Here is a 23,578-nt window from a genome sequence, read left to right on the forward strand (position 1 = left end):
AATTACTGTCATATTCATCGCCTATCATCTTTTTTAGCTTCTAAAGCCGATTTTTATCCGCTATAAAGTCGACCTTCACCCCATTCGGAGTCCTGAACGCCATGACCACCCTGCACAGCACCCCTCGCGCCGATGGCTTCCACATGCCTGCCGAGTGGGCGCCACAGACCCAGACCTGGATGATCTGGCCTGAGCGCCCGGACAACTGGCGCCTGGGCGGCAAGCCGGCGCAGGCCGCTCACGTGGCGGTGGCCAAGGCCATTGCGCGTTTTGAGCCGGTCACCGTGGCGGTTTCCGCCGGCCAGTACGAAAATGCCCGTGCGCGCCTGGATGTGCCAAATATCCGTGTGGTGGAAATGTCCAGTGACGACGCCTGGGTGCGCGACACCGGCCCTACCTTTGTGATCAATAACAGTGGCGAAGTGCGCGGCGTGAACTGGGACTTCAACGCCTGGGGCGGTTTTGACGGCGGCCTGTATTCGCCGTGGAACCGCGACTCGCAGGTCGGCGGCAAGATCCTCGAGATCGAACGCGCCCCGCGCTATCGCACCGAAGGCTTTGTGCTGGAGGGCGGTTCGATCCATGTCGACGGCGAAGGCACCCTGATCACCACCGAAGAATGCCTGCTCAACCCCAATCGCAACCCGCACCTCGACCGTGCCCAGATCGAAGCGGTGCTGAGCGCCAATCTGGCGGTGGATAAAATCATCTGGCTGCCGGACGGTCTGTTCAATGACGAAACCGACGGCCACGTGGATAACTTCTGCTGCTACGTGCGTCCAGGTGAAGTGCTGCTGGCCTGGACCGATGACCCGCAAGACCCGAACTACGCACGCTGCCACGCCGCGATGAACGTGCTGCAAAGCAGCACTGACGCCCAGGGTCGCTCGTTCACAGTGCATAAAATGCCGATCCCCGGGCCGCTGTATGCCACCGAGGCAGAGTGCGCCGGTGTAGACCCGGTTGACGGCACCCAGGAGCGTAATCCGACCGTGCGGTTGGCCGGTTCCTACGTCAACTTCCTGATCGTCAACGGTGGCATCATCGCGCCGAGCTTCGATGACCCGCTGGACAGCCAGGCCAAGGCGATCCTGCAGGACCTGTTCCCGCAGCACGAAGTGGTGATGGTGCCCGGCCGCGAACTGTTACTGGGTGGCGGCAATATCCACTGTCTGACCCAACAGCAGCCCGCGCCGCACAAAAATTGAGTGCAGTTGTAACAGCATCCTGGCGATAGCCGGGGCCACCCGGTTTCAACGCCCCCAGCAAGCCCGCGCCCCAGCAAGGTCGCGGGCTTTTTTGTGTCCACCTGCCTATGAACACGAGACATTGGCATAGCTCTTGTATCGCTGTTGTCACAGTGGCCCAGGGTGATGACTGCGCAGTTCTGTCATAAACCTTGAGTAAGTTAGCCGCTCACGCAGTAGGAGAGAGCGCTGAAATGAATGCCGATATCAACCTGATGTACACGCGTACGTTCCACCCTTTGCGGGTCGACGGCGACGCGATTCATGCGCTGGCGCTCTGGTTGAAGGAAAACGGCTCGCGGCAGATCCGGCAGCAGCCTGATTGGCGCAGCGTGATGAGTGAACGGTACCCGGTGGGCTTGTTCAGTGAGGACGAAGTGCACGCGTTGTGCGAGTTGATAAACAACTAGAGAACACTGAGATCAAAATGTGGGAGCGAGCACGCCCGCTCTCACATTTGAAGGGTGTGTGGCTTTAGAAACTGTACGTGCCTGTCACCACCAGACTGCGCGGATCCCCTGGCTGAATCTGCGCCACACTGGTCGCAGACGCGTAGTAGGTTTTATCCGCGATATTGTTCAGCGCCGCCCGCACATCCCACTCCTTCTGGCGGAAGCCGGCCAATGCGTCCCAACGGCCATAGCCCGGCAGCACCACGGTGTTGAGGCTGTCGGCATAGCGATCGCCCACCAACGTCAAACCGGTTTCCGCATACCAGCCCATCTCCGGTTTCCAGGTGATGAACAGGCTGGCATTGCGCTTGGCCACATCGCTGACGCGCTTGCCTTCGAAGCCGTTGTTGTCCTTCTCGACCTTGGCATCTTGCAGGCCGACACCACCGCGCACGTACCAGTTGCCGACGAGCTTGCCGGTGGCGGTCAGCTCAACGCCGCGTGAGCGCTGCAAACCGCTGAGCAGGGTGATGGTGCGGTCCAGTGGGTCGCTGGTGCGGCGGTTGTAGAGTTCCAGTTCGTACACCGCCAGGGTGGTGCTCAGGCGGTCGTCGAGCCAGTCGCTCTTGACCCCGATTTCCTTCTGTTTGGTCAGCTCGGGACTCAGGTCGTTGACGCTGCCGGCGGCGTTTGGCGTGATGCCGATCAGGCCGCCACCCGCAGGCGAGAAGGTCTTGCTCCATGAGGCGTAGAACGAATGATGCTCCAGCGGCGTCCAGACCAGGCCGAAGCGCGGGCTGGTGCTGTGGCTTTTGACGTCCTGCTGGGTGTTGAGCAGCTTGTTCTTGGTGTCGACCTCGAAGCGGTCGTAGCGCAGGCCTGCGAGTATCTGCCACTGGTCATTCAGGCGCAGTTGGTCCTGTACATAAAGGGCGCGGCTTTCGACTTCGGTGTGGTTGTCACTCGACACACTCATCCGCCCGGTATGGCTGAGGTTACGATTGGGCTGGTTGAGGTCCAGGGGCGGTACGGCGCGGCCGACTTGTGCGACGGTAGTGGCGGTGTACAGCTTCGGATCACGGCGCTGGCTGCCCAGTTCAAGGCCGGTGAGCAGGCGGTGTTCAAGGCCGAAGGTGCTGAAGCCACCTTCGAGCTCGACGTTATTGAAGATGTTGAGGGTGGTCAGGTCCTGCTGCCAGCGCTGGCGCGTGACGCTGTTGGTCGCCGGGGTGTAGCCGGTGAGGTAGGTGTTGTCGAAATCACTGTCGAGCTTGAACACGCCTAAGGTCTGGCGCAGTTGCCAGTTGTCGTTGAGCTCATAGGCCAACTTGGAGCGCAGCGACTGGGTCTTGTCGTCGATGTAATCGCGGCTGTCGCCGTAGGTCGTGCTGCGGCTCACATCTGCCGGCCGGCCGTTGACCCCGGGAATGCCACGGTCCGGCGTGCGGTTGTAGCGGCTGTATTCGTACTGCACCAGCCAGTTCAGGTCCGGCGTGAGCTGCCAGCTCATGGACGGCGCAAACAGTTGGCGATTGCCGCTGACGCCATCACGAAAGCTGTTGTTGTCCTGGTTGCCCATGTTCAGGCGCAGGCTGATGTTGTCGGTGGGGTCGGTGCTGAGGTCGGCATACACACTGCGCAGATCGTTGCTGCCGCCTTGGGCCTCGATGCTCGACGTGTGCCCGGCGGTGGGCAGTTTGCTCACGCGGTTGACGATCCCTCCCTGACCGCCTCGCCCGTAGAGTACCGCGGCTGGGCCTTTGAGCACTTCGATGCGCTCGATGTTATGCAGGTCGCGAACGTACTGGCTGTCGTCGCGGATGCCATCCAGATAGAAGTCATTGCTCGCGTCGAAACCGCGGATGCGCAAACTGTCAAAACGCGTGTCGGCGCCGCTGCTCACGTTGGGAATCCCGCTCAACGCCTGGCCCAGGTCATTGGTGCCGTAGGAACGCAGGCTTTCGGTCTTCACTGAATCGATAGCCTGGGGCACATAACGCACCGGTGTGGCGGTGCGGGTGGCGGTGCTGGTTTCCTTGACGCGCGGGTCGTCTTCGTCAGCTTCGGCGCTGATCGAGGTTTCGGGCAAGGTGGTGGCCGCACAGGCAAAACCGGCAGACAGCAGAACAGAAAGCCCAAGGGTAAGGGGCGTCAGGCGAGGGGCTGGCATGAAGGAATGTATCCGAATTGTTAGGGAGGAAAACTGCGCGCTAATGGTAATGCTTTGCATTTGCGCAAGTTATGCATTCCCAAACGTACCGGCTTAGAAATGTATTACTAAATGTGTTTTTTGACGTTTCAGGTGCGGTTTTTTGTCGCTTTCAGAACTGCTAAAGCGCATCGCTTAGAATTATTTCGCCTAAATACAGACGATTCGCGAAATTGACACATAGTTCCGGGCGCGACTAGGATTGCGCCCAACGCCTGTGGCTAACCGCCATGACTCATCCAATAAAAAAGGCCCGCGGCATGTTCAGTCGTCCGCGGGCCTTCTTTTTTCCGGAATCAGTCGACACCAGAAAAGCGACACGGAGCCTGGTGTCACAGCGCGTACTCAACCAGGAATAAGGAATACAAGAAAATGTTGAAGCAACGGATGAGTCTGATCGCTCTGGGGATTTTGAGCGCATCGACAGCAATGGCAAACGACCAGGACCAGTCCAAGGGTTTTATCGAAGACAGCCACCTGAACATCGCCGCACGTAACGCCTACATCAGCCGTGACTACAAAAACGGCAAGCAAGACAAAGCCGAATGGGGCCAAGGCTTCATCGGCAAGCTCGAGTCTGGTTTCACCCAAGGCACCGTCGGTGTGGGTGTGGACGTGATTGGCCAATACGCTATCCGTCTGGACGGTGGTAAAGGTCGCGCCGGCGCGGGCGGTATCGACTTCTTCAAACCGGGCAATGGCACCACCGACAACCCTGGCTCGGCACCACACGACCTGGCCAAGGGCGGCGCTGCCGTGAAGTTCCGCGTTTCCAACACCGTGCTCAAGTACGGTGACCAGTTCCCGGCCGTACCTGTGCTGCAGTACGACAACTCCCGTCTGTTGTCGGAAACCTACACCGGTACGTCGATCGTTTCCAAAGAGATCGCCGGTCTGCAACTGGACGCGGGTCACTTCACCAAAGAAGCGCGCAAGAGCGCGGAAGGCACCGACAGCGGCCGCCTGAAAAGCATCGACTACATCGGTGGTAGCTACAAATTCACCGAGAGCCTGTCGGCTGCGCTGTATGCCTCTGACATGCAGGACGTGCTGAAGAAGCAATACGTCAACGTCAACTACGTCCTGGCCCTGCCAGAGAAGCAGTCGCTGACGTTTGACTTCAACGGCTACAAAACCAAGCTGGACCGCAGCTTCGCCCTGGAAAACCAGAAAGATGCTGACGCCCGCGACAACAAAATCTGGAGCCTGGGTGCCACGTGGGCCGTTGGTCCGCACAGCTTCACCGTCGCTCACCAGCGCAGCACCGGCGACACCGGCTACCTGTATGGCGGCTACCGCAACGCTGGCGGCATCGGCGACGGTGGTAACACCATCCTGCTGGCCAACTCCTACTGGTCTGACTTCAACGGTAAGGACGAGCGTTCGTGGCAACTCGGCTACGGCATCGATTTCGCCACCTTCGGCGTACCGGGCCTGACCTACAACGTCGCCTACGTGCGCGGTACCAACATCGACGACGGCACCAACCGCGGCGATGGCTCCGAGCGTGAAATCTGGAACCAGTTCAAGTACGTGGTCCAGAGTGGTCCGGCCAAAGACCTGAGCCTGCGTGCTCGTGCCTCGTGGCTGCGGGTCTCCAATAACGCTGACCAGTACAACGTAGGCGGTAACGAAATCCGTCTGTTCGCCGACTACCCGATCAACGTTTTCTAATTGATCTGGCGTCGCGCCTGATGCCAGGCGCTAAAAAACCCCGACTGGTTCGGGGTTTTTTTATGCCCGCCAGTGCGAGACATGTTTGTTACACCGCGGCACTGATGATGTATCCGGCCCCATCTTTATCCCCTCCCGACGCACGCCTACGGCTTCTTCTATATCACTCAACTTGCCATTGCCGAGATGGAAAAGAACAAGGCCGGCCACATCGTCAACATCACCACCAGCCTGACTGACCATGCAATCGATGGCGCACCGTCGGTACTTGCCAACCTCACCAAAGGCGGCCTGAACTCAGCGACCAAATCATTGGCGATCGAATATGCCAAGCGGGGTACGGCCTACCGCACAAGCCCTTTATCACGCAGATCCTGCCGCACGGCCTGAGCCTGCCCCGGGTGCCGAAGGGAGAGCAGGTGTGGCAGCACAGCGAGGCCTGCCAGCAGCGCGTCGACGCTGACGGTAACTGGCTGCGCCAAACGGACGGCAAGATCCAGGACAAAGCGATCGAGCGGGAAGTGGAGGCGATGCAGAACACCGAGAGCTTCCAGAGCCACACCAGGACAGTGGACGATCATTCAACCGAGTCAGCGGGTGGGATCAAGAAGATCGAGGCGCTGGGCGCGCTCAAGCTTTTGTCGGGCGGATCCGCGAGTTTGGCGGCGGTGGATGATCTGCATCAGGCGACTGGACGGGACTTGAACCTGGTGGTGGGGCAGAAGCATAACGCCACGGTGGGTGGCGATATGGAGGAAAGGATTCAAGGGGTGCGTAAAAGTGTCGCGGCGGTCAGTCAGCGCCTGCACTCTCCGAAAACTTGGATAGGATCCGATAGCGTCAACGTTCTGCAGCTGACCTTATTGAGTTGGTGAGCCAAATGAATAGTCAGTTAGTCAGCCATGTACACAATCCCGGTGCAGCACCAGTAGCCAGCGATGCTGCTATGTTTAACGAGAAAATAGCAGTGGCCAATAAGCTAATCAGAAACTAGTTCCCCTGGTCCAAGCTTGAAAGTTATATTTTTTTGAGCCTTGTTAGTCGTTGATATTCTCTTGTTTGTTTGTGCATGTAGAGCTGAAACTTTTTTTCGTTTTTCATGTTCGGCGCCGCCACATGCTCAAAAAATGACTTTTTGATAATTTCAACTTGTGGTGCTAAATGCAACACGAAAGACGGGAGGGTGGTAATGAAAGGGTCCACTATGGTGAGCTTATGATCTGCTGATGAGCACAGCCACTTAACGAGAATTTCATTGATGTGCAAGTCGCCAAAGCCGTATCCAATACAAGTTAGATTTGTTACGTGATAGATGTCTGATTTGAATTTGTCAAACATAACTGTCAGTCCGCGTCTGCGATCGTTATTGTTTCGTGTGAATTTAAATGCTCCTGTAATTAAGCTGCGATCAAAGAATTGAACTTCTTGTGCTGAGTCCCTAAGAGTCATTATTTGTAGCGTTCTTATGCCATCTTCGATTTCCACTTTATGGTTCGCATTTTGCAGATCAACAACTAGTTGGATATGATCGCCAGGCAGACGTCCAGGTGAGCGAAATCTGACGTAGTCCTCACATGAGTTGAATAGGAAGGTGTCTAACCCGCCATGTAGCTTATACAGGTTTACTCCTCGTTCACCTGCAGTGAAGAAGTCTAGGTCCCCATTCTTCATTTGTTCGCTCGTAAGAGTTTCAAACTCGAATTCAATTGATGCGCCATTAAAAGCAGATTTGCAATATTCAGGATTTCGGTAAAATCCTGCTTTTAAAGGCTCAGCCATAAAAGAGCAAATTTCTTCTATCATTACGTCGTGATTTAGGCTGAATACTCTTAGTGGTTCATCTTCCTGGAAGTATTTTCTAAGGCCTTCTAAATATCTAAGTCCTAAAATGGATAGAGGTTTCCTCACTGAGTGTTCCTCTGTTAAGTAACGAGAAACCATGTCTACCAAGTGGGTCCGAATGCTCTCGTAGTCTTTTGCATGTGGTCCTTGTCGCTGAGCCATAACTTCGATGGCACCAATGACGGCCTCGTAATGCATATTTGTATTGGCTAGAATATTCAGAAAAAAATCAGTTGGTTCTTTATGCCATTGTGAATTTTTAGCAAATTTTCTCACTAGATCAGGAGTGTGATCTGCCCTCACTGTCTCTGTCAGTTCCACTACAAGAGGCATTCCAAGTTCATAAGAAGCACCAGCACCTAAAAAGAGTCCCTGCATAATCTGATCCTTCTGATAACTGAACAGCCCTGATCGTAGCACCACTCACCTATTCAAGTCGGCACCACCAAGATTGTGCATACGCGCATCCTTCCAGGTACTCAATGCCGCTAAGCACAAAACCGTTTGGGGCCATTCCGGACAGGTTAGCATCGAGCAGCTGAGGCAATGGATCAGGCTCCAACGGCATCCCCTTCGATACCCGCGCTACATTTGAGCACCGGCCAAGTTCGTTGCTCGTCGCAGAGGCTACAAGTACGTCACCCCTAATTGCCGGATAACGCCTCCTTTCTTGTGGGTCCAAGGCCACGCCCTTGCAGCGCATCGGGGTCACCAGCATGTGCATATAAATCGTCCCCTAATGGTCGGTTGGTTCATCCAGGAGCGCCTCAACGGCGTACGCCAGTGCCCCATCCGCTTGCTCAAGTAGATCAGCTAGATCTGCATGGCCAATCAGCTGTGCTCTATGCAGCGCGCACGCCCCGTCAATCAGCTTTTTATGGTGTGCCCCTGGGTGACGCAGCAACGCCTCCTCATCTCGCAGTAGTTCTAACCAGGCAGAGGTCACGGTGCTATGGGTGAGGTCACTTTCATTCGTCATTTCGTTGGCTCTGCTCGCTTGTTACTAATGCTGTATATATAAACAGTATATTGCAGCACGTAACTGGCTGAGCGGTGATCCGACGAAGCGCGTACCTGGGCGCAACTTCAAATTTGCTTGGGCAAGAAAAACTGGACAAAAAAGCACTTATCCCCCTCCCGCCGACGGGGTTTGCGTCCTTTTTTTGTGCAAACCCGGATGTGGTGCAAACGAACCGGCAGCCCAGGCGGGCCGGGGCGCACTGCGGGCGATCGGCAGTTTCACAGATTGCAAAGTTTTGAAGAGAAGTGCAGTGCGGTTGCACAACGGTGCAGCAGACGACCACGAACGGGACAGGGCTGGAGCCCCAGTTTCATTCGGTCGAAAATTTTAAAACATTCGAACCAGGCGGTTTTCAGAATCGCAACCTGTCGAAAGTGCACGTCATTGCAGGTACAGGGCGTGTCTCAGGATATGCCGGGAGTTGCCCGCCAGTTGGGCCTGGCAGGCTGATTACATGGGGGAGATGGGTTTCAAACTTTTGCAGCGGAGCCGCGTACATGAGGAAGGGCCCCGAGGCGTTCCAGGCGGGCGAATTCCGCTTCTACCAACGGGGCCAGCAACTGGTTCAATGCGCCATAAAGTGTGTCGGCCTGATGTTGAGTCAGTCGTTTTACCGTGCCGGTCACGCCGCTGGCGCGGCACACGCAATCGGGATCAATCCCAAGGATGTCCAACGCACCATCTATATAGCCCCGCAGGTAGTCAGCGCGGTTGAACAGAATCAGGCTGGCCGGTCCTTCCTGGTGGTCCCAATGGACCTCCCACAGGGCGCCTTTCTTGATGACTTCAATTTTTGGAATGGGAGCGACGGAGCTGGGCTTTGTCATGGTGTTCTCCGGATTAAAGTCACGAGGCGAGAGCAGTCTGGTGTGGCGTGCCTGAACGGCTGCTGAAAACTTTTTCCAGGTACACCCCCTCCTGACACGTAAGTGGCCTCAGCGGGTCGAGAAACGCCTGAAAAGCCCCGGATTCATTGGGGGGGCGTCACTTACAGTCACGAACTGTTCGGCGCCGACGCTGATCTGACAGTCTACTTACGGTTTAGAAATTATTCTAAGCTATTGAAATGTAAGGGATAGAGATAGATAAAAAATCTCACTTACACTTCTTACGCACTTTTGATGGGTGCACCGGAAAAAAATATTCCCGTGTATAGGATACGTGACACCCATGCGTTGCTTATCCCCGTGACGCCCAGAATTAGAGGGTGGCGATGATCCGTTTATGGGCGCTTTGTTAAGTAAAGCGGGCGCGTCCGTGGGGTTCGCCTTTGGTAACGCGGTCAAGGGCCCCTTGGATAAACTGCTTAACCCGGTGTCGAAGCAGTATGAGTGGGTACCGACGGGGATGTGGACGATAACCAAGCCCGCCCCGCAAAGTCCCGTTCCCTCCATATTCGGTAATTTGGGCGATTCTGCATCGTCAGGGGCGTTCAACGGTGGCGCTGATTTCTACTTGAAGAAAAGAGACGGCAATGAGAAAAAATGAACCCTGGTGGGTCGCTGTTTATCTTCCTTGTGCCTGTGCGTTGGCCCTTGTGCTTATGTGTGCGTTCTTTCACATTGCCGGGTATTGGTTAAGTGGTGGTGATGACATTGTCGCGCTGTTAAAAGCATTTCTGCCGTTCTATCTGCAAATGGCAGGGGCAGGCTTTGTCATGGGTCTTGTTCTGTGGTTTTTTAATGTTCGTTGATTCCTTGATCCAGGGGGCTGAGGGTGCCCCGGCCCCCTGAACCGGCCTTATTGAGCTGGTCTGTCATGTCCCAGAGACTGTTGCTCCCTGACCCTTTAATAACCATGAGCGATCGAGCTATGCCGACTACTTGCTGAAAGGTGAGCCGTATTCCCCGCAGATGCTCTGGGTTCTGAACTGAGCGGTAGTTGAAGTCACGGATGACGCCCTCTATCAGGAGGTGAGCTTTCAGTACGGCGGACTGTTCATCCAGCTTATGCGAGAAATGCTTATCGAAAAGGTCCCCATGCGTTTGCATCAGGCGAGCTATTTCAGGGGGGGGCGGTGGGAGTCGTTGACATAGAAGCAGCCCTCAAATTGGAGCTAAGTGCCCACGGAGGTCGCCTAGATAAGCGGCTTGTTACGTGTCTTGTTACGTTTCGCACAAAAAACAAAGGCCTGCATCGCTGCAAGCCTTTGATTTTAAATGGTGCGGCACCAGACGAACGGTAATGGCCGGCGGGGCTAGGTTTTCTGCGGGTCTGGAGTTCGGTGGAAAATTTTACGTACCCCAACCGGTAACTATAAATAAATCAGCTAGTTATGGAGTTCAGTGGAATCGAACTCGGGATGTATGGTGAGTCTGGGTACCATCGATCTGGGGTAATAATCCATAGCAGAATATGCCCGAGTAAACCTCCAGAGCTGGAGCGTAGCCGAGTATTTCAGCTATGGGTCACACGCAGGGGGCGGCCCAAAGCAGCCACCATACGTTCACCCATTACCGACTTTCAAAAAGGCGGTTTAGGCCTAGGAGCGGGTAATTCCCTTGCTGATTCTCGAAGATGTAGGTTTTGCTCTGCTCGGTTTCGGAAGACTCGGTTACGGTTGTCACCGCTGGCGCACTGACAAACACAACGGCCGCAAGGTGGGAATGCGCGGGATTCAGCAACAGCTTTGTCGCGCTTGTCGCCAGCCAGTTGCCCTCATCTTCGGCGAGTACCTCAAGACTATCGCCCGAATGGCGCTCAATCCTCATTACCAGACAGCCAGGGCGCTTTCCGGTCAACTGATTACGGATAGACCTTTTCGCCAAATCGTTCATCGCTGACTCGAGCTTACTGGGCACCACGCTTTGAACACGAATAGCAAGGTATCCGGCCTTGGCCAAGTCCTTGATAACTTGGTGTGCAGGTTCATACCCGAGCATTCTGTTTGAATAATCAAGCAGAAGATCTGGCTCAAGCCCAATCCCTAGGGATTGTAGATCCAACGCCTGCAGGTGGATCGAGCAAATTCCGTCAAGAGATTGATCCCCACGCTTTATAGCTTCGGCAACTCCCGCCGCGATGACCCCTTGCGCAGCCGTCTCTTTTGGGATGTTGTTTTGAAAAACCAAAGAGATGGCATAGAGAAAACGCCCTTGAAAAGGCAACGCCGGATCTATTTTTGGCAGCAGGCGATTGATAAAGGCGTAAGCGGTATCCCGAGGTATAGGTTCTCCCTTGTCAGCAGAAAGAGTCTTGCACTCAACTTCAACTAACCCAACGCCCGGCACGCCTGCAAGTAAGTCGAAGGTCTCATCGCCTCGATGCTCATCAGTCCAAGTGATCGAACATCCCTGCCTGAAGAGATGTGTTGCCATCCCCAGCTCGAAACGAATGCCTCGCATGTCGTTTGGATTACTCAGAGCACCTTTGATACGCCCACGTAACATCCGCGCATTATCGGGTTGGGCGGTATCGTGGATGTCCAAGACCTGGCATACGAAGATCATTGCCTGCTTGACGGCATTCCAGCATTCAATATTGACCTGCTCCAAGCCATGAGCGTCGAAAGCAGCAAGGCCATATGCTACGACGTTGACCTGCCAGAGCCAGAACTTGGAAATAGGATTTTCGTTCACTTGGTGTTGCAGGCTTGCTACCCTTTTCAGCCACGGCTTATCTGGAAATAGAGTTAGAAGCTTTCGGTACAGCTCAGGAAATTCGTGATCTCGTAGATCTGTTCTCATCACTACTTGACTCGGCTAAGGCACAACCTTGAGTTTGCCACACATTGAATCGCCCCAGAATTTGTAAACGCCCTCACCGGTTGCTTTCGGTTAATTTCTTTCACCACTTCCGATCCAAAACGACGCTGAGTAGAGCGTTTTTTTTAGTTGTTTTCGAACCTCAATAGATAGCCTGTTCTACAGTCTCTGGTGCCTCGTCGAAAGGTAATGAATTTATTTTTGAACACCTTTGACTTTCGATGGTGACGTAAGATTAAAGCCATTCAAGCACCAGTTTCAGCTAATGCTAGCCATTGTTCGAAAGCCTCTTTTGATACATTCGTTAAAATCGAAGAAAATTTCTCTTTGTTTCCGAGATACAAGCAGTGTCTGATTATGGTGTAAGGGTTCAGAGCTTCAGCAGTACTTGATGCGGCCTCAAAAGAGGCTTTGTATTGCTTAACCCTAGAGATATTATTTTTCATGTAGGAGTTAAACTCACTCCGAGTGATACCTTGCTCGATAGAAACTATCTCTTGAGTAAAGCCATCTACCTTATGAGCTTCGAAATCAAAATCTCTAAAAAAATGCTTCGCGATTTTTAAGAATCCAAAAGCAGTTAACAAGCTCCCACCATTTACTGCAGATTCGGATAAAGGCTGTTTTTGATCAAGACCTGTTGGGGTATCTTCTAGATCCTCAACCTCTACCGCCTCTGCCCTTCTTATTTCCTCATCCGTTGCAGTTCGTATTTCTCTAAACTCTCGGTCTGCCAATTCAAAAAGAGCGGCAAGAGTATTTATCCTTCGTTTCAGTCGATTGGGAATGGATTTTTTGTATTTTATTTTATGGTCCAATACGCTCCATGAGTCTTGAATTATAGTTCTTATCTGAACTTCAAAATTAAAATTAGAATATGCCTGGTATTCAGACATTTTTCTGCGATCTTCACCCAGTTTCAGATCTAAGTGAAGCCCTTTATAACCAAAGGAATCTTCGGTTTTTTCAATTAAAGAAATTTTATCAGTGACATCAATTAAATCAAAATGCTCGCATAAAATGTTTTTGATGTTTTCTATGTCGTCCTCGTACAAGCAGACAACTCTAAGACCTATAAGATCTGTAATATGTTCTTGAATAGAGTAAATTTTTTGCTCTGCCTCAAGGTTCTTTCTATATTTAATGTTGAATTTTCTAATGCACTCTTCTTTATCTTTTACTCGCCCTTCAATTTTAGATAGGGCAACATTTCCAGAGTGAGTAACTAGTGCATTAATCAATGCGCAAAATGAAAGCTTTGCATCCCCAAGCAAGTTCAAATTGTCGGAGTAAAACTCTCGGAACAACACTTTTTCTTGATCGAAATCCAACGAGGGCATAACGTACTCCTTCACAATGCTCTTACAATTCACTGAACCATTCATCGACAGAAAATCACAAATCTGAATATAAATCGCAGAAATGGCCATCTACTGGCCACTATAGCGATCCATAACAATATTTGCCTACTTTTTCTCTACCCAAATGACCAAAATTGAAAAAGAGAGCCGCAGATTTATTTCCGGAAATGGAGGCAAAGCGGTCTGCTCAAGGAATACAGAAAGGTGCGTAATGATGGCTAGGCAGTCGCCACAGGAAGGCGAAGCAAATCCCCAGAAATAACAAAACGAAAAAGGGGACAAACGAAAAAGGGGACGGATTTATTTTCTTGCAACTGCCGATATTCATCCAAGCGCCAGATACCACAAAGCCCAGAGTTAAGGGGCTTTGTACTGTGGTGACGAGTCGGACCTACTGACCTGTAATCAGTGGGTCAAATACCTGGACGCTTCTGCATATTAACGATCACCAATCCTCCCGACGCTCCGAATGCTGGTGAAGAATCCGGAAGACCATCACGCGGTCACCCTGCAAGCTGTAGGTCGCTCTGTACGGATACGTGGTGATAATCCGGAAAAGGCACGGAAAAGGGGACAGATTTATCTGTTTTCGATTAGCACATGCCGAGAAAATAAATCCTGATAAAGGGGACGGATCTATTTTTAATCAAATAAATCCGTCCCTGATTCCTATTTTTTCCTTAATTATTTACTTGTTGTTCAATATCGTCGATCAGCCCCACGGCTAGCCCGTTTTCTCCAGTAGAACTGTAGTGAGCAACGATGTAAGCCTTGTACCGATTAACAAATGTATCAGGCACGTCGTTGTCTACCAAAATTATCTGGCATGGAACTTCTTTCTCTTCGGCTTTATTAGCTACGCTAAGCAGATATTCATAAACATTTTGGTATTTCAGTGGGTCAGAAATACCTTCGCGAGTATCTTCCTGTACGTTAGTCTGATCTTGATACTTCTCTTTCGTGGTTTTGCCCAGATATTTACCTACTGTGTCAATCATTAGTAGCCTGGGGTGGTTTATTTCAGAGTCAATCGCATACTCTAGAAGGGAAATCATAAAACCGACGGAGGATATCGTTCTAAGTCCACCCGACGTTATGTTAAGATAATCACGATTTCGGATAACAGGCGCAAAGCTTTTAGGGCTGATGCTAATCCCTTCCTGCCTCTTAATATTTACTTTCTTGAGATATTTGCTGAGGTAATCTCCAAGCGCCTCCAAAACTTCGGCAATACTTGGAGCCGTCTCTCTGAGCTCAGCAAGTCGCTCGTTTAATTGCTTTATTGCCAAATTCAAATTTTCATACGTGTCATGGATTTTTTGCTGCTGATTTCTAACGCGTATATTGTTAACTAGGTAGTCGCGAGCTTTTTTGTTGGATGCGATTTCCTTAACCAGGGTATCGCGCTGCGTAAGATACGGCGTGATCATTGCTTGGCTTTCGGTGTCCAACATTTCTCTCGCGCGAGACAGGTCCGAATTGTATGCTGCTTGGTCTTTAGCTAATTCACGCGATTTGGTCGATAGCTCATCAATTAGCGATTGTATGCTTTTCTTTTTTTTCTGAATGGAATTCAGTTCATCCGACAGGGTGTCTCTGTTGACTGCTGGGAAACTATCAGTCGCTTGCGTTGGCTCGATAGGAGTGTCGCAAACAGGGCAGGGGTTAGCATGCTCAGTAGTTTGACCAATCCTAGTTTGTGCATGAATGATGCTATTTATTTTTGCAATGTCATTTTCATAATCATTTTTCAAACGTGAGTACTTTTCTATTTGCGCTCTCGTCTTAATGATTTCCTGTGTTGCGTGTTTTTCGTTTAATGATAGCTCGTTGAAAATCGCTTTAAGTTCTGTGTGGTTTTGAGAGCTGGCGACCATAGAGTCGTTGATTTTTGTAAATTCGATTTCAAGTGCATCTATGGTTTTATCTATTTTTGTTATCGATTCATCTATGGAGGTCTGGCTGTCGTAGCCCGTCTCTCTTAAGAATTCAGAAACGGATGTGTATTTGTTAAGAAGTTTCTTACTTTCGCGAGTGCGCTCAGCAACTTGAACTTCTAGTTCTGCTATGCTTGAGTCCAAAACATTGAAAATGTATTTAATGACTTCACGGTTGCTAGTGGATTTTATCCAGTTGTTTAAATCTAAGAAGCTTTTGCTTCCGACATCGTCTTGGTTGACATATACATATTTGAATAGATTTCGAAAGCTGAGCCGTTTTACTTCAGAATCTGCTTTGGAAGGTGAAACCTTAATTTTTACTTTCGGGAAGCCTAAGCTATCCAATAAGAAGTCGGAAAAAAAACCATCTGGAGCATGTGTGTCAGTAAAGTTGGGCGAATATTTTTTTGGAAAGAAATCAGCGCATTTTTCAAATACGCACGGATAAACTTCTATGTGTGCTTTTGGATCGTAGATATTGCGCTTTATGGTGAGAGAGACACCATTTATTTCTAGCTCCAGAGCTGCGTACTCGATGGTTGCGTTAACTTCGTCTGAAAGTTCAATGCTGCTGGCACCGAGTAGATAATTTATAAACTCTAGAATACTCGACTTACCAGTATCTGAATCTCCGTAAATAATGTTCACACCTGGGAAAAAAGGTATTGAGTAAATCTTTCGATAGCCAACGAGATTGAGACCGCTAATACTGATGTGTGATTTCAATTTCAATTCCTTTTGAAAACTTCATTGAGATATGAATAAAGTTTGGTAGTTGTTTGCGCTTGTAAAGTCAATAGACTATCTATTACCTCTAAAGCTGCGGAGAAGTAGTTTTGGCTATCTGGACTGATAGAGTGCTGTTGCGAAGGAGACACTGCTTCGTCGGAGGTCGAGTCAATCAGGCTTTCTACAAAAAAACTTCCTGCCGGGCTCAATAGGTACTTAATTGAACTCGGATCAGTTTGATTGTCACATGCCAACATTCCACGTGCTGCTAATTCTCTGATTAGAATTTTAAGCTTTGATCGATTGAAGAGTATATCAACATTTGTTGACAGGCTCTCAATAGTGTAGGTGTACTGAGAGTTGAGTGGTACGAATTTTTTTCCTGCTAATCTCAGCACCTCGTTTATCTTTGAAGGGTTTTTTGTAAGGTATATAAATACTTGGATTTTTTCAAAGTCCAATATTGCATTTTTCTTAGAGGATACGCCTAACTTATAAATTATGAGTGCTAGCAACGAATAGTTTAATGAAAAATCATCGTCTATCAATAAATAAGGCAGCGTTTGGTTCATTGTGATGATCCTTTTTTAGCTAGTACATCCTCAATGGAAGTATTGGCGGACCACACAACGTCAATATCCTCCTTGTTGGCAAGCTGATGAATCATTCCTTTTTTGTGAACACCATCCAATTCAGCTAACAAAGTTTTGAGGTATGAACCGTCTTCGCTCATTATTTTAGCATGCACTCGTTGTACGAACTGATCTGGCGTAGTTTTGTTCGCTATATGGTGTTCGTGTTCTTGGCGGTAAATCTCTCGTACTTTACCGTACAGGACACTGAGAAGCTTTTTGTCATGGTCACTAGTAAACAGTTTCCTAGCTTCTTCGGCATTAAAGAAGTATCCTTTTGCGTTGCCTGTAATGCCTTCATGAACATCGGCTATGACCATCTTGAGTACAAAAAAATGATCGTCGTATTGGTTGTTATCTTTGAAGTCCTGTACTGCAAGAGGGGCTTTGTATGCCGCTTCAAACTCTAAAACATACTTAACTACCGCTTTGTAGACTGTTTCGTCTTTGCTTTTGGGCTTGCAGATACTGGTATGGTCTTCATCTACCGCTCTTGAGTCTTTTTTCAGGCTTTCAATTGCAAGTGCGCTTTTTTTGTCGACAAATTTATCATGTGCGCCATAGATGTATTTTGTAGGTGGTGGGGTTGACGTGTTTATCCAGTCTCGGCTGAATTGGTAGACCGCATCACTCAAGACACTCAGATCATTAAGTTGAACGTTAGAGGACAGGAAAGACCCCATGTTCGCAATTTTTGCCCCGGTGTGTGGGACTGCAAGGGAAATAAATCCCTTAACTGCTGTTGACTGGGTTTCCTCTAACTGGCCAAGAATGCATGCCTTTGATATCAGGCCACCCATGCTGTGTGCGATGACCATGACTTTCTCGTAATCACTTAGATTAACTTCAAATTCTGTGCGTAACAATTGAGCGATTTCAGTGATTGGAAGATTTGTTCTGATACTCTTCCTTGAGCTAAATAGGCGTGCAAATAAGCCTTTGGTAACACCATACGTGGTGGTGAATGTGGTGAAATAATTGAAACATCCAATATCGTAACGGTCACTCAGCTGCGGGTCGGTCGCTAAAAGACTCGGGAATGAGATGTTATCGTCAAAAGACCAGGTCTCTTGGCCCCCTTTTAAACCGTGTACGAAAATCACCGCGTTGGGTTTGTTCTCTTTTTTTACCCATGTGATCATGCTCATCTGGATGTCCTTTTCCTGAGTGGACGACTGTCGTAGTCGCAATAGCGATGCAAGTCGACAGATCAATTGTGTTCTGGAGGCAGTGTTGGCATGTCTGCGCTAACACTTTACTGGCCTAGCGAAGTTGCGAGCATAGTGCTTTTTAGGGGCGAATTGCCATCAGAGCGTTGAGTCAACGTCTAGATTTCTTCGCTGTGACCACTCTGGCCGGTTACGAGTCTCGCGATTTGCTGCGCATCCTATCTCTCAATGCGAGTACTCATCACGCTGACGCCAGTCGAGCAGCTGTTAGAGCTAGTATTTATATTGCGCTTTGCTCGTAAGCGTCGAGGCATCTCATCTTGCGTAACTGAGTCGGTTGCCAACGATTCGGTAACAACTCCCCGATATCTGTCATTCGCTCGCTGCCTCAACAGGCGAGTGAAACGTCCTTCAAATAAGAGGAGTTCGGGTCAGACCACGGTTTCAATTGTTCGTAATCGTGGTCTGACCATGACTATCCCCGTCGCTATTCGACCCTTAGGGCCCCCTCCGATCAAATCATTTCAGGCAAGTCAGTTCCTAGCAAATACGAGCTCCAACAGGCTTTCCAAGCAAAAAATCAAACGTGATCGGAGGATCCTTGGCGGGCGTCATTGGGCGACTTCCTGCGAAAAGAGATATGGACGGAGCGTCCGCTTCTGGCCCAGAGTGTGTAAAAACGCTTCGCCAAAATTGAAGTGGGCGTATCTACGTTAAATCTGAAATTTATCGGCAAGTGAGCAGACACAGATTTTGCGTAGAAACGCGAATTTCAGTCTGGTTTCGGAAGCGTGCTGTGCTGGAAAACGTTTTTACACACTCTGGGCCGTTTTCTGACCTTCGTCTGGCGGTTGATCTGCCAGGGTTTTCCTAAGCGATGAGTGAGTAATTGCATGGTCAGCAAATAGTAATAGCGCGTCGATTCAGTGTGCTGGTTTAGGTGGTGATTCAAAAACCACGAAAGGTGTTTTCTCTGCCAAGTCCATGGATTGTCCCGTTGCCAGCGCTCAGCGATTGCTGTTTGGATAGCCTTCGCCTGACGCAGGTGGCGTTGGCGTGTGGTATGCGACCCGGTCAGGACGCCTGACAGGAACAGCTCCATATCGAATGCCATGCTCATGCTCGACCCCCAATGTAAGCCGACACCACGTCGATACGACTGTGCCCCAGCTCATAGCTGACTTGCACTCGGGCCTCCTGATCAAGGAGTCGGTCGAGCTGGTAGCAGTTGCCACCGTAGATGGGTGCGAGATGTCGAGTGATTTGCTCATAGCGTTCGCACGCATAGGCCGCGCGCAACTCGTGGAAGCCTTCGAGGTCGTGCGTATGGAGGATGTCCCGTGCAGGGCGGACGATCTGCCGTTGAAAACCGAGGTAGTTTTCGTCCGGTGCAAGCAAGTTGCGGCTACCGTCTGGCGAGACCTGTTCGGCAAACCTCAGCGCGTCACGAATATGGTCATCTACTGTAATCCAGCGGGGTGCCGACGCACCTGAGCGGCCACCTTTGGTGCCGTCCTGGATGTTGATCTTCCCGTATTGTTCGGACTCCCGCTTCAGGCGCGGAAGGTCGGCCAAAATGGCCTCGCGTAAGCGCATGCCGGTGGCTCGCGCCAACTGAGTGATGGCCGCCGCGCGCGGCATTTGATGTTCGCAGAGCACGTCGACGATCCGCTTCACCTGTTCGCGGTCTTGGCCTTGCGGAACCGAGCAACGAACGCTGTTGCGCTGCATTCCCAACGCCTTGCTCGGACTCGGCACTTTCACATACGGGTCACCGCGAAGCGCGGCCATTGTTCGGTTCACACTGGACAACCGGTTTTGCGCGGTGGCAATGGTGAACTCACCTTGTTCAACTTGCTGGCGTAGATGTCCGGCGTAATCCAGCAAAGTCTGCCGATCAATCTGCCGCGCATCGTTAAACCCCGGCCCATCTTCCGAGTGACACCAGCGTACAAATGCCTGCCAGCGATCACTGTGCGCTTTGACTGTGCCGTAATGCCCTCCGCCAAATAGATCTCGCAATGCCTGTGGCCCGGCATAACTCAACTGCCGGCCATAGCCAAAATTTCGCCCGTCTCGTCTACCGACGAATGCCATGATCGAACTCCTCTCGAAGCAAACTCTTAAAACCTTCCCCACGTCATCCCGCCAAGGATGTTGAGTGTTATCAGGGATCAAGGCCCCTGCGACCTGTGAGGGTTGTCCACTAACGCGGGACTGGCGGCTCTTTCCGACCGGGGAGCGCATCCCGGGAGCTTGGGCATCTCATGATCTGGCCTCCTGAGCACTTCCGAAGAAGTGGGCGGGTGGAGGCTGCGCTAGCTGACGAGACCAGCGCCGCGAGATCCTGAGTCGGGTGAAGGCAGTGAAGCGATGACCGGGGCATGCCTGACTGTCAGTCAGGTGCCGTCCATTCCGTGGGCTGCGGCACCATCATCTGCATCGCTGTTGTGGGTGACTTCGGTGTTTGTCACGCCGATTGTCACGAGGGGGAATGCCGCAAAGCCTTGTACGAGCTGGGCTGCAGCAGCGGTAGGAGCGCCCGTCTCTTTCCGGGAGAAAGAGACGGGCGCAAGTTGGCGCAGTGAAATGGCCAAGCGGATAGGTTGCTGCAGGGCAGCTGGGTAGGGGGATGTATTTGCCGCAATGGCAATGATCTGAAGTAGGCATCCATCACTCGGTGAGTGACCGTGCGAGCCGCCGGACGCTAATCGCACTTTGGGAGAACCACCACGGTGTGGCGTAGCCTCAAAGGTTCTGGCTACCTGGGTTGCTGTCGACGACAGCGCTTTGCCCGATCTTTTCTACGCCTGTGGATAATTCGGGTCAAGGCTCGAATTTTCGGGAGTTCTGCGGCTGTAGATAAAATTATCCACCGGTGGAAATCAGTGGTTTTCCACAGACAGTTGCGTGGGCTTTAGATTTTTTAAATGAGGTCCATCCAAGCAGGGCGGCTTTGCAGCCCCGCTTGGATGGACCCGCATGGAAGGGCGGACTGCGGTGATTTCACACGTTTACCCGCGTTTGAATGCGCCACGGCTTTTTTGCAGGGCGGTGATGTTGTCACCGACTGGGTGAGCGAATTCGTGAGGCGTCACATGCCCATGGCGGTTGGCGTCGATGTAGTTGCTCCACCACGCCATGATCAGCCGGCGCTGCTCCAGAAATTCAGCTTTGTGGATATACGCGGCGCGCACGCGGTTGCGTTCCTTATGGCTCATTTGTCTTTCGATGGCTGCGTCGGTCCATAACCCGGACTCCAGCAGGGCGCTACAGGCCATGGTCCTGAAGCCGTGGCCGCACACGTCCTTGCTGGTGTCATAGCCGACGTTGCGGAGCATGGTGTTCACCGTGTTCTCGGACATGGGCTTCCAGTACTTGTGGTCGCCCGGTAGCACTAACTCTGAAAAACGACTGAGGCTTCGCAGGCGCTCCAGTATTTCGATGACCTGCGGCGACAGCGGAACCATTTGAATGTCGCCGTTCATCTTGGTCCCGCGAGTGGAGTTGCGTACCCCTTCAATCGGTGCACGTGTATCGGGGATTTCCCACATGGCGCGTTGGAGGTCGAACTCACTCCATCGCGCGAAGCGCAGTTCGCTGGAGCGGACGAATACATGCAGCGTGAGTAGGACGGCAAGGCGTGTCAGCTCGCGGCCGTTGTAGTTGTCGATATGGTGTAGCAGTTCGGGTAGGCGGTTGAGGGATAGGGCCGGGCGATGGACTGTGCGCGGCGCGTGAATCGAGCCTGCCAGATCCAATGCAGGATTCATGGTGATCTGCCGAGCCCTTTTGGCCCCGCGCATGATGGTGGATAAGTAGTTCTGTACCCGTAACGCCACATCCATGGTGCCGCGTTCCTTGATGCGCTGGGTGATCTCTAACAGGTCATGGGTATCGAGTTCAGCGATGGGTCGTTGGCCGATCAGCGGGAAGACGTGGGTACGCAGTCGGCTCATCACGGTTTTTGCGTGTCCTTCGGTCCAGCGACGGGACATGTCGGCGTGCCACTCCAGAGCAACGGTTTCGAAAAGCAGTGCCGCCCGCTGGGCTACGATCTTGGCCTTCTTCTTTTCTTCCATTGGGTCGAGGTTGTCGAGCAGCAACGCTTTGGCCTCGTCTCGCTTACGTCGTGCGATGGAAAGGGTAACGATGGGGTAATTGCCGATGATGAGCGTGCCTTCCTTACCGCTGGGCTTGGTGTACTTCAAGCGCCAGGTCTTCACGCCATTGGGTTTGACGAAAAGGTACATGCCGCCACCGTCGAACAGTTTGTAGGCGCGCTCGCGGGTTTTGGCCGTGCGGCATTGCAGGTCGCTGAGAGGGATCGCTAGACGTGGCATAGGGGTACGCGCTCCTGACCGGAAAATCGCAGTACCCCTAACATACCCTCGGGGAAGGGGGATTTTGTTGGATCCCGACAGAGGGTCCTGGAACGAAAAAACCCGCCAAAGGGCGGGTTTTCGGGGCTTCCAGAGCATTCGGTGGAATGCAATGGAGCCTAATGTGGTGCCGGCACCAGGAGTCGAACCCGGGACCTACTGATTACAAGTCAGTTGCTCTACCAACTGAGCTATACCGGCGTGTTAGGGCGACGATTATAGCGATTGGAAAGGTTCTGTAAACCCCTGAATTCTGACTATTTTTGCAAAACCCAAGCTTTTCTCACACTCGCCCCTTTTTTCGACCAGCAAGGGTAGGATTCTTCTCTTAATGCCGAAGGGTCTATCTCGGCAATCTTGTCCAAACCAAAGGAAGCCCCATATGAAACGGACTCTCTCCCTGTCCCTCGTCCTCCTCACCGCCGCTCTCGGTGCGTGCTCCACCCATCAGTCGGCCAACGACCCCGCGCTGGTTGGCACTTGGAAAGGCTTGCGCACCGAGACCGGTAAATGCCAGTTCCTGTCGTGGACCAATACCCTCAAGCCTGACGGTCGTTTCGTTATTACCTTCTACCGCGATGCGCAGCAGACGCAGGTGATCCAGACCGAGCAAGGTTCGTGGGCGGCGGCCAATGGTAAGAATGAGCTGCGCACAGATGGCGTGCGTTCGCCGGATGTGTACACCTATAAGCTGCTGGACGCAGACACCGTTCATTATGTGAGTGTGGCATCGGACCCCACCAGCGATTGCCAGGACGACTACCAGTTCACCGAGCGCCGTGTCCGCTGACAAGGCAGGTTTGCTTCAAAACCGGGCACTCGGGTGCCCGGCCGTCACAAGTTTCAACTCCCTTGCGCGCACGTGTCCGCACCTTTCTCGTAGTCCAATACCTTTTTTTGCCGGGCGTGAGCATCAGCAGCAAAAGCCTACAGCCTGACTGCGATCAATTTGGTCTAGTTAATGGGGCGTATCTTCCAGGCTCAGCAGGTTTAGCGCTCTGGAGGTGTCGGCCCTGTGTCATTCGGCGTGGGTTTTGCTTTGTCGTCTTGGCTGCCTGCACAGCGATATACGGGCCGTGGCTTTGCGGGCGGTTGCGGATCGACCGCTCGGCAGTTTCGCCCTTGAATACAGGCGAGGTTTCCGTATTCTGTCGCGCGATATAAACCGTCCGTTTAATCGCGGTTGTGTGTAGGCAAATTTTTGAGACAGTGTAGGGCAATCGAATATTTGTTTATGGGTATGTCAGATTAGTGCCGTTTCTGACCACTCAGCCAA

General features: G+C 51.8%; 19 protein-coding genes, 1 tRNA gene and 2 pseudogenes. 8 read left to right on the forward strand and 14 right to left on the reverse strand.

Annotation, left to right across the window (positions count from 1 at the left end):
• Window positions 1–101: 101 nt before the first annotated feature.
• Entirely contained in the window at window positions 102–1,208 is a 1,107-nt protein-coding gene (aguA, locus tag AC3ZU9_RS06880; protein ID WP_102059935.1) for an agmatine deiminase, read from the forward strand.
• Window positions 1,209–1,441: 233 nt separating this feature from the next.
• Window positions 1,442–1,657 carry a hypothetical protein gene (locus AC3ZU9_RS06885; RefSeq protein ID WP_043204643.1) on the forward strand — a complete coding sequence of 72 codons (216 nt, stop codon included), beginning with the start codon at window positions 1,442–1,444 and terminating at the stop codon, window positions 1,655–1,657.
• A 64-nt stretch (window positions 1,658–1,721) separates the two neighbouring features.
• On the opposite strand, the gene AC3ZU9_RS06890 is transcribed toward AC3ZU9_RS06885, so the two are convergent.
• On the reverse strand, window positions 1,722–3,809 hold the full coding sequence (locus AC3ZU9_RS06890; RefSeq protein WP_490090464.1) for a TonB-dependent receptor: 2,088 nt from the start codon (window positions 3,807–3,809) through the stop codon (window positions 1,722–1,724).
• A gap of 411 nt (window positions 3,810–4,220) precedes the next feature.
• Here AC3ZU9_RS06890 and AC3ZU9_RS06895 point away from each other — a divergent pair, with 411 nt between their 5' ends.
• From AC3ZU9_RS06895 to AC3ZU9_RS06905, 3 genes and pseudogenes are all read left to right on the forward strand, one after another.
• Window positions 4,221–5,522: an OprD family porin gene (locus AC3ZU9_RS06895; RefSeq protein WP_093546970.1), complete on the forward strand. Its 1,302-nt coding sequence runs from the start codon at window positions 4,221–4,223 to the stop codon at window positions 5,520–5,522.
• 147 nt (window positions 5,523–5,669) lie between these two features.
• Window positions 5,670–5,861, forward strand: a pseudogene (locus AC3ZU9_RS06900) (SDR family oxidoreductase); the annotation flags it as partial.
• A pseudogene (locus tag AC3ZU9_RS06905) lies at window positions 5,846–6,516 on the forward strand (hypothetical protein); the annotation flags it as partial. The pseudogenes AC3ZU9_RS06900 and AC3ZU9_RS06905, both read left to right, overlap by 16 nt.
• Before the next feature lie 23 nt (window positions 6,517–6,539).
• Here the strand turns inward: AC3ZU9_RS06905 and AC3ZU9_RS06910 are convergent.
• From AC3ZU9_RS06910 to AC3ZU9_RS06925, 4 genes are all read right to left on the reverse strand, one after another.
• The gene (locus AC3ZU9_RS06910) at window positions 6,540–7,742 is read right to left on the reverse strand and encodes a hypothetical protein (protein WP_122810910.1); all 1,203 of its coding nucleotides are present in this window, start codon (window positions 7,740–7,742) and stop codon (window positions 6,540–6,542) included.
• A 49-nt stretch (window positions 7,743–7,791) separates the two neighbouring features.
• Window positions 7,792–8,088 carry a hypothetical protein gene (locus AC3ZU9_RS06915; RefSeq protein ID WP_122810909.1) on the reverse strand — a complete coding sequence of 99 codons (297 nt, stop codon included), beginning with the start codon at window positions 8,086–8,088 and terminating at the stop codon, window positions 7,792–7,794.
• Window positions 8,089–8,100: 12 nt separating this feature from the next.
• Entirely contained in the window at window positions 8,101–8,343 is a 243-nt protein-coding gene (locus AC3ZU9_RS06920) for a hypothetical protein (protein WP_154845697.1), read from the reverse strand.
• Between the two features lie 512 nt (window positions 8,344–8,855).
• Entirely contained in the window at window positions 8,856–9,212 is a 357-nt protein-coding gene (locus tag AC3ZU9_RS06925; RefSeq protein ID WP_490090465.1) for a hypothetical protein, read from the reverse strand.
• Window positions 9,213–9,609: 397 nt separating this feature from the next.
• Between AC3ZU9_RS06925 and AC3ZU9_RS06930 the strand changes: the two genes are divergently transcribed.
• On the forward strand, window positions 9,610–9,873 hold the full coding sequence (locus AC3ZU9_RS06930; protein WP_490090466.1) for an adenylate cyclase: 264 nt from the start codon (window positions 9,610–9,612) through the stop codon (window positions 9,871–9,873).
• On the forward strand, window positions 9,860–10,078 hold the full coding sequence (locus AC3ZU9_RS06935) for a hypothetical protein (protein ID WP_122757694.1): 219 nt from the start codon (window positions 9,860–9,862) through the stop codon (window positions 10,076–10,078). Before AC3ZU9_RS06930 ends, AC3ZU9_RS06935 begins: the two co-directional genes overlap by 14 nt.
• A gap of 760 nt (window positions 10,079–10,838) precedes the next feature.
• Here AC3ZU9_RS06935 and AC3ZU9_RS06940 read toward each other — a convergent pair.
• The 9 genes from AC3ZU9_RS06940 to AC3ZU9_RS06980 form a co-directional block, all read right to left on the reverse strand.
• Window positions 10,839–12,071, reverse strand: a complete 1,233-nt coding sequence (locus tag AC3ZU9_RS06940; protein ID WP_490090467.1) for a hypothetical protein — start codon at window positions 12,069–12,071, stop codon at window positions 10,839–10,841.
• Window positions 12,072–12,334: 263 nt separating this feature from the next.
• Entirely contained in the window at window positions 12,335–13,429 is a 1,095-nt protein-coding gene (locus AC3ZU9_RS06945) for a GTP pyrophosphokinase (protein WP_490090468.1), read from the reverse strand.
• 701 nt (window positions 13,430–14,130) lie between these two features.
• Window positions 14,131–16,116 carry an AAA family ATPase gene (locus tag AC3ZU9_RS06950; protein WP_490090469.1) on the reverse strand — a complete coding sequence of 662 codons (1,986 nt, stop codon included), beginning with the start codon at window positions 16,114–16,116 and terminating at the stop codon, window positions 14,131–14,133.
• A gap of 2 nt (window positions 16,117–16,118) precedes the next feature.
• Entirely contained in the window at window positions 16,119–16,691 is a 573-nt protein-coding gene (locus tag AC3ZU9_RS06955; RefSeq protein ID WP_490090470.1) for an ABC-three component system middle component 4, read from the reverse strand.
• Window positions 16,688–17,899, reverse strand: a complete 1,212-nt coding sequence (locus AC3ZU9_RS06960) for an ABC-three component system protein (RefSeq protein WP_490090471.1) — start codon at window positions 17,897–17,899, stop codon at window positions 16,688–16,690. The genes AC3ZU9_RS06955 and AC3ZU9_RS06960 overlap by 4 nt, the downstream gene beginning before the upstream one ends.
• Window positions 17,900–18,692: 793 nt before the next feature.
• A complete protein-coding gene (locus AC3ZU9_RS06965) occupies window positions 18,693–19,040 on the reverse strand; it encodes a hypothetical protein (RefSeq protein WP_490090472.1) in 348 nt (115 codons plus the stop codon).
• Entirely contained in the window at window positions 19,037–20,017 is a 981-nt protein-coding gene (locus AC3ZU9_RS06970; protein ID WP_490090473.1) for an integrase domain-containing protein, read from the reverse strand. Before AC3ZU9_RS06970 ends, AC3ZU9_RS06965 begins: the two co-directional genes overlap by 4 nt.
• 917 nt (window positions 20,018–20,934) lie before the next feature.
• The gene (locus AC3ZU9_RS06975) at window positions 20,935–22,263 is read right to left on the reverse strand and encodes a tyrosine-type recombinase/integrase (RefSeq protein ID WP_490090474.1); all 1,329 of its coding nucleotides are present in this window, start codon (window positions 22,261–22,263) and stop codon (window positions 20,935–20,937) included.
• 164 nt (window positions 22,264–22,427) lie between these two features.
• Window positions 22,428–22,503 (reverse strand) — tRNA-Thr (locus AC3ZU9_RS06980).
• A 181-nt stretch (window positions 22,504–22,684) separates the two neighbouring features.
• Between AC3ZU9_RS06980 and AC3ZU9_RS06985 the strand changes: the two genes are divergently transcribed.
• Entirely contained in the window at window positions 22,685–23,092 is a 408-nt protein-coding gene (locus tag AC3ZU9_RS06985) for a hypothetical protein (RefSeq protein WP_012721720.1), read from the forward strand.
• The last annotated feature ends 486 nt before the right edge of the window (window positions 23,093–23,578 follow it).

It is taken from the genome of Pseudomonas sp. A39 (genome assembly GCF_058145955.1).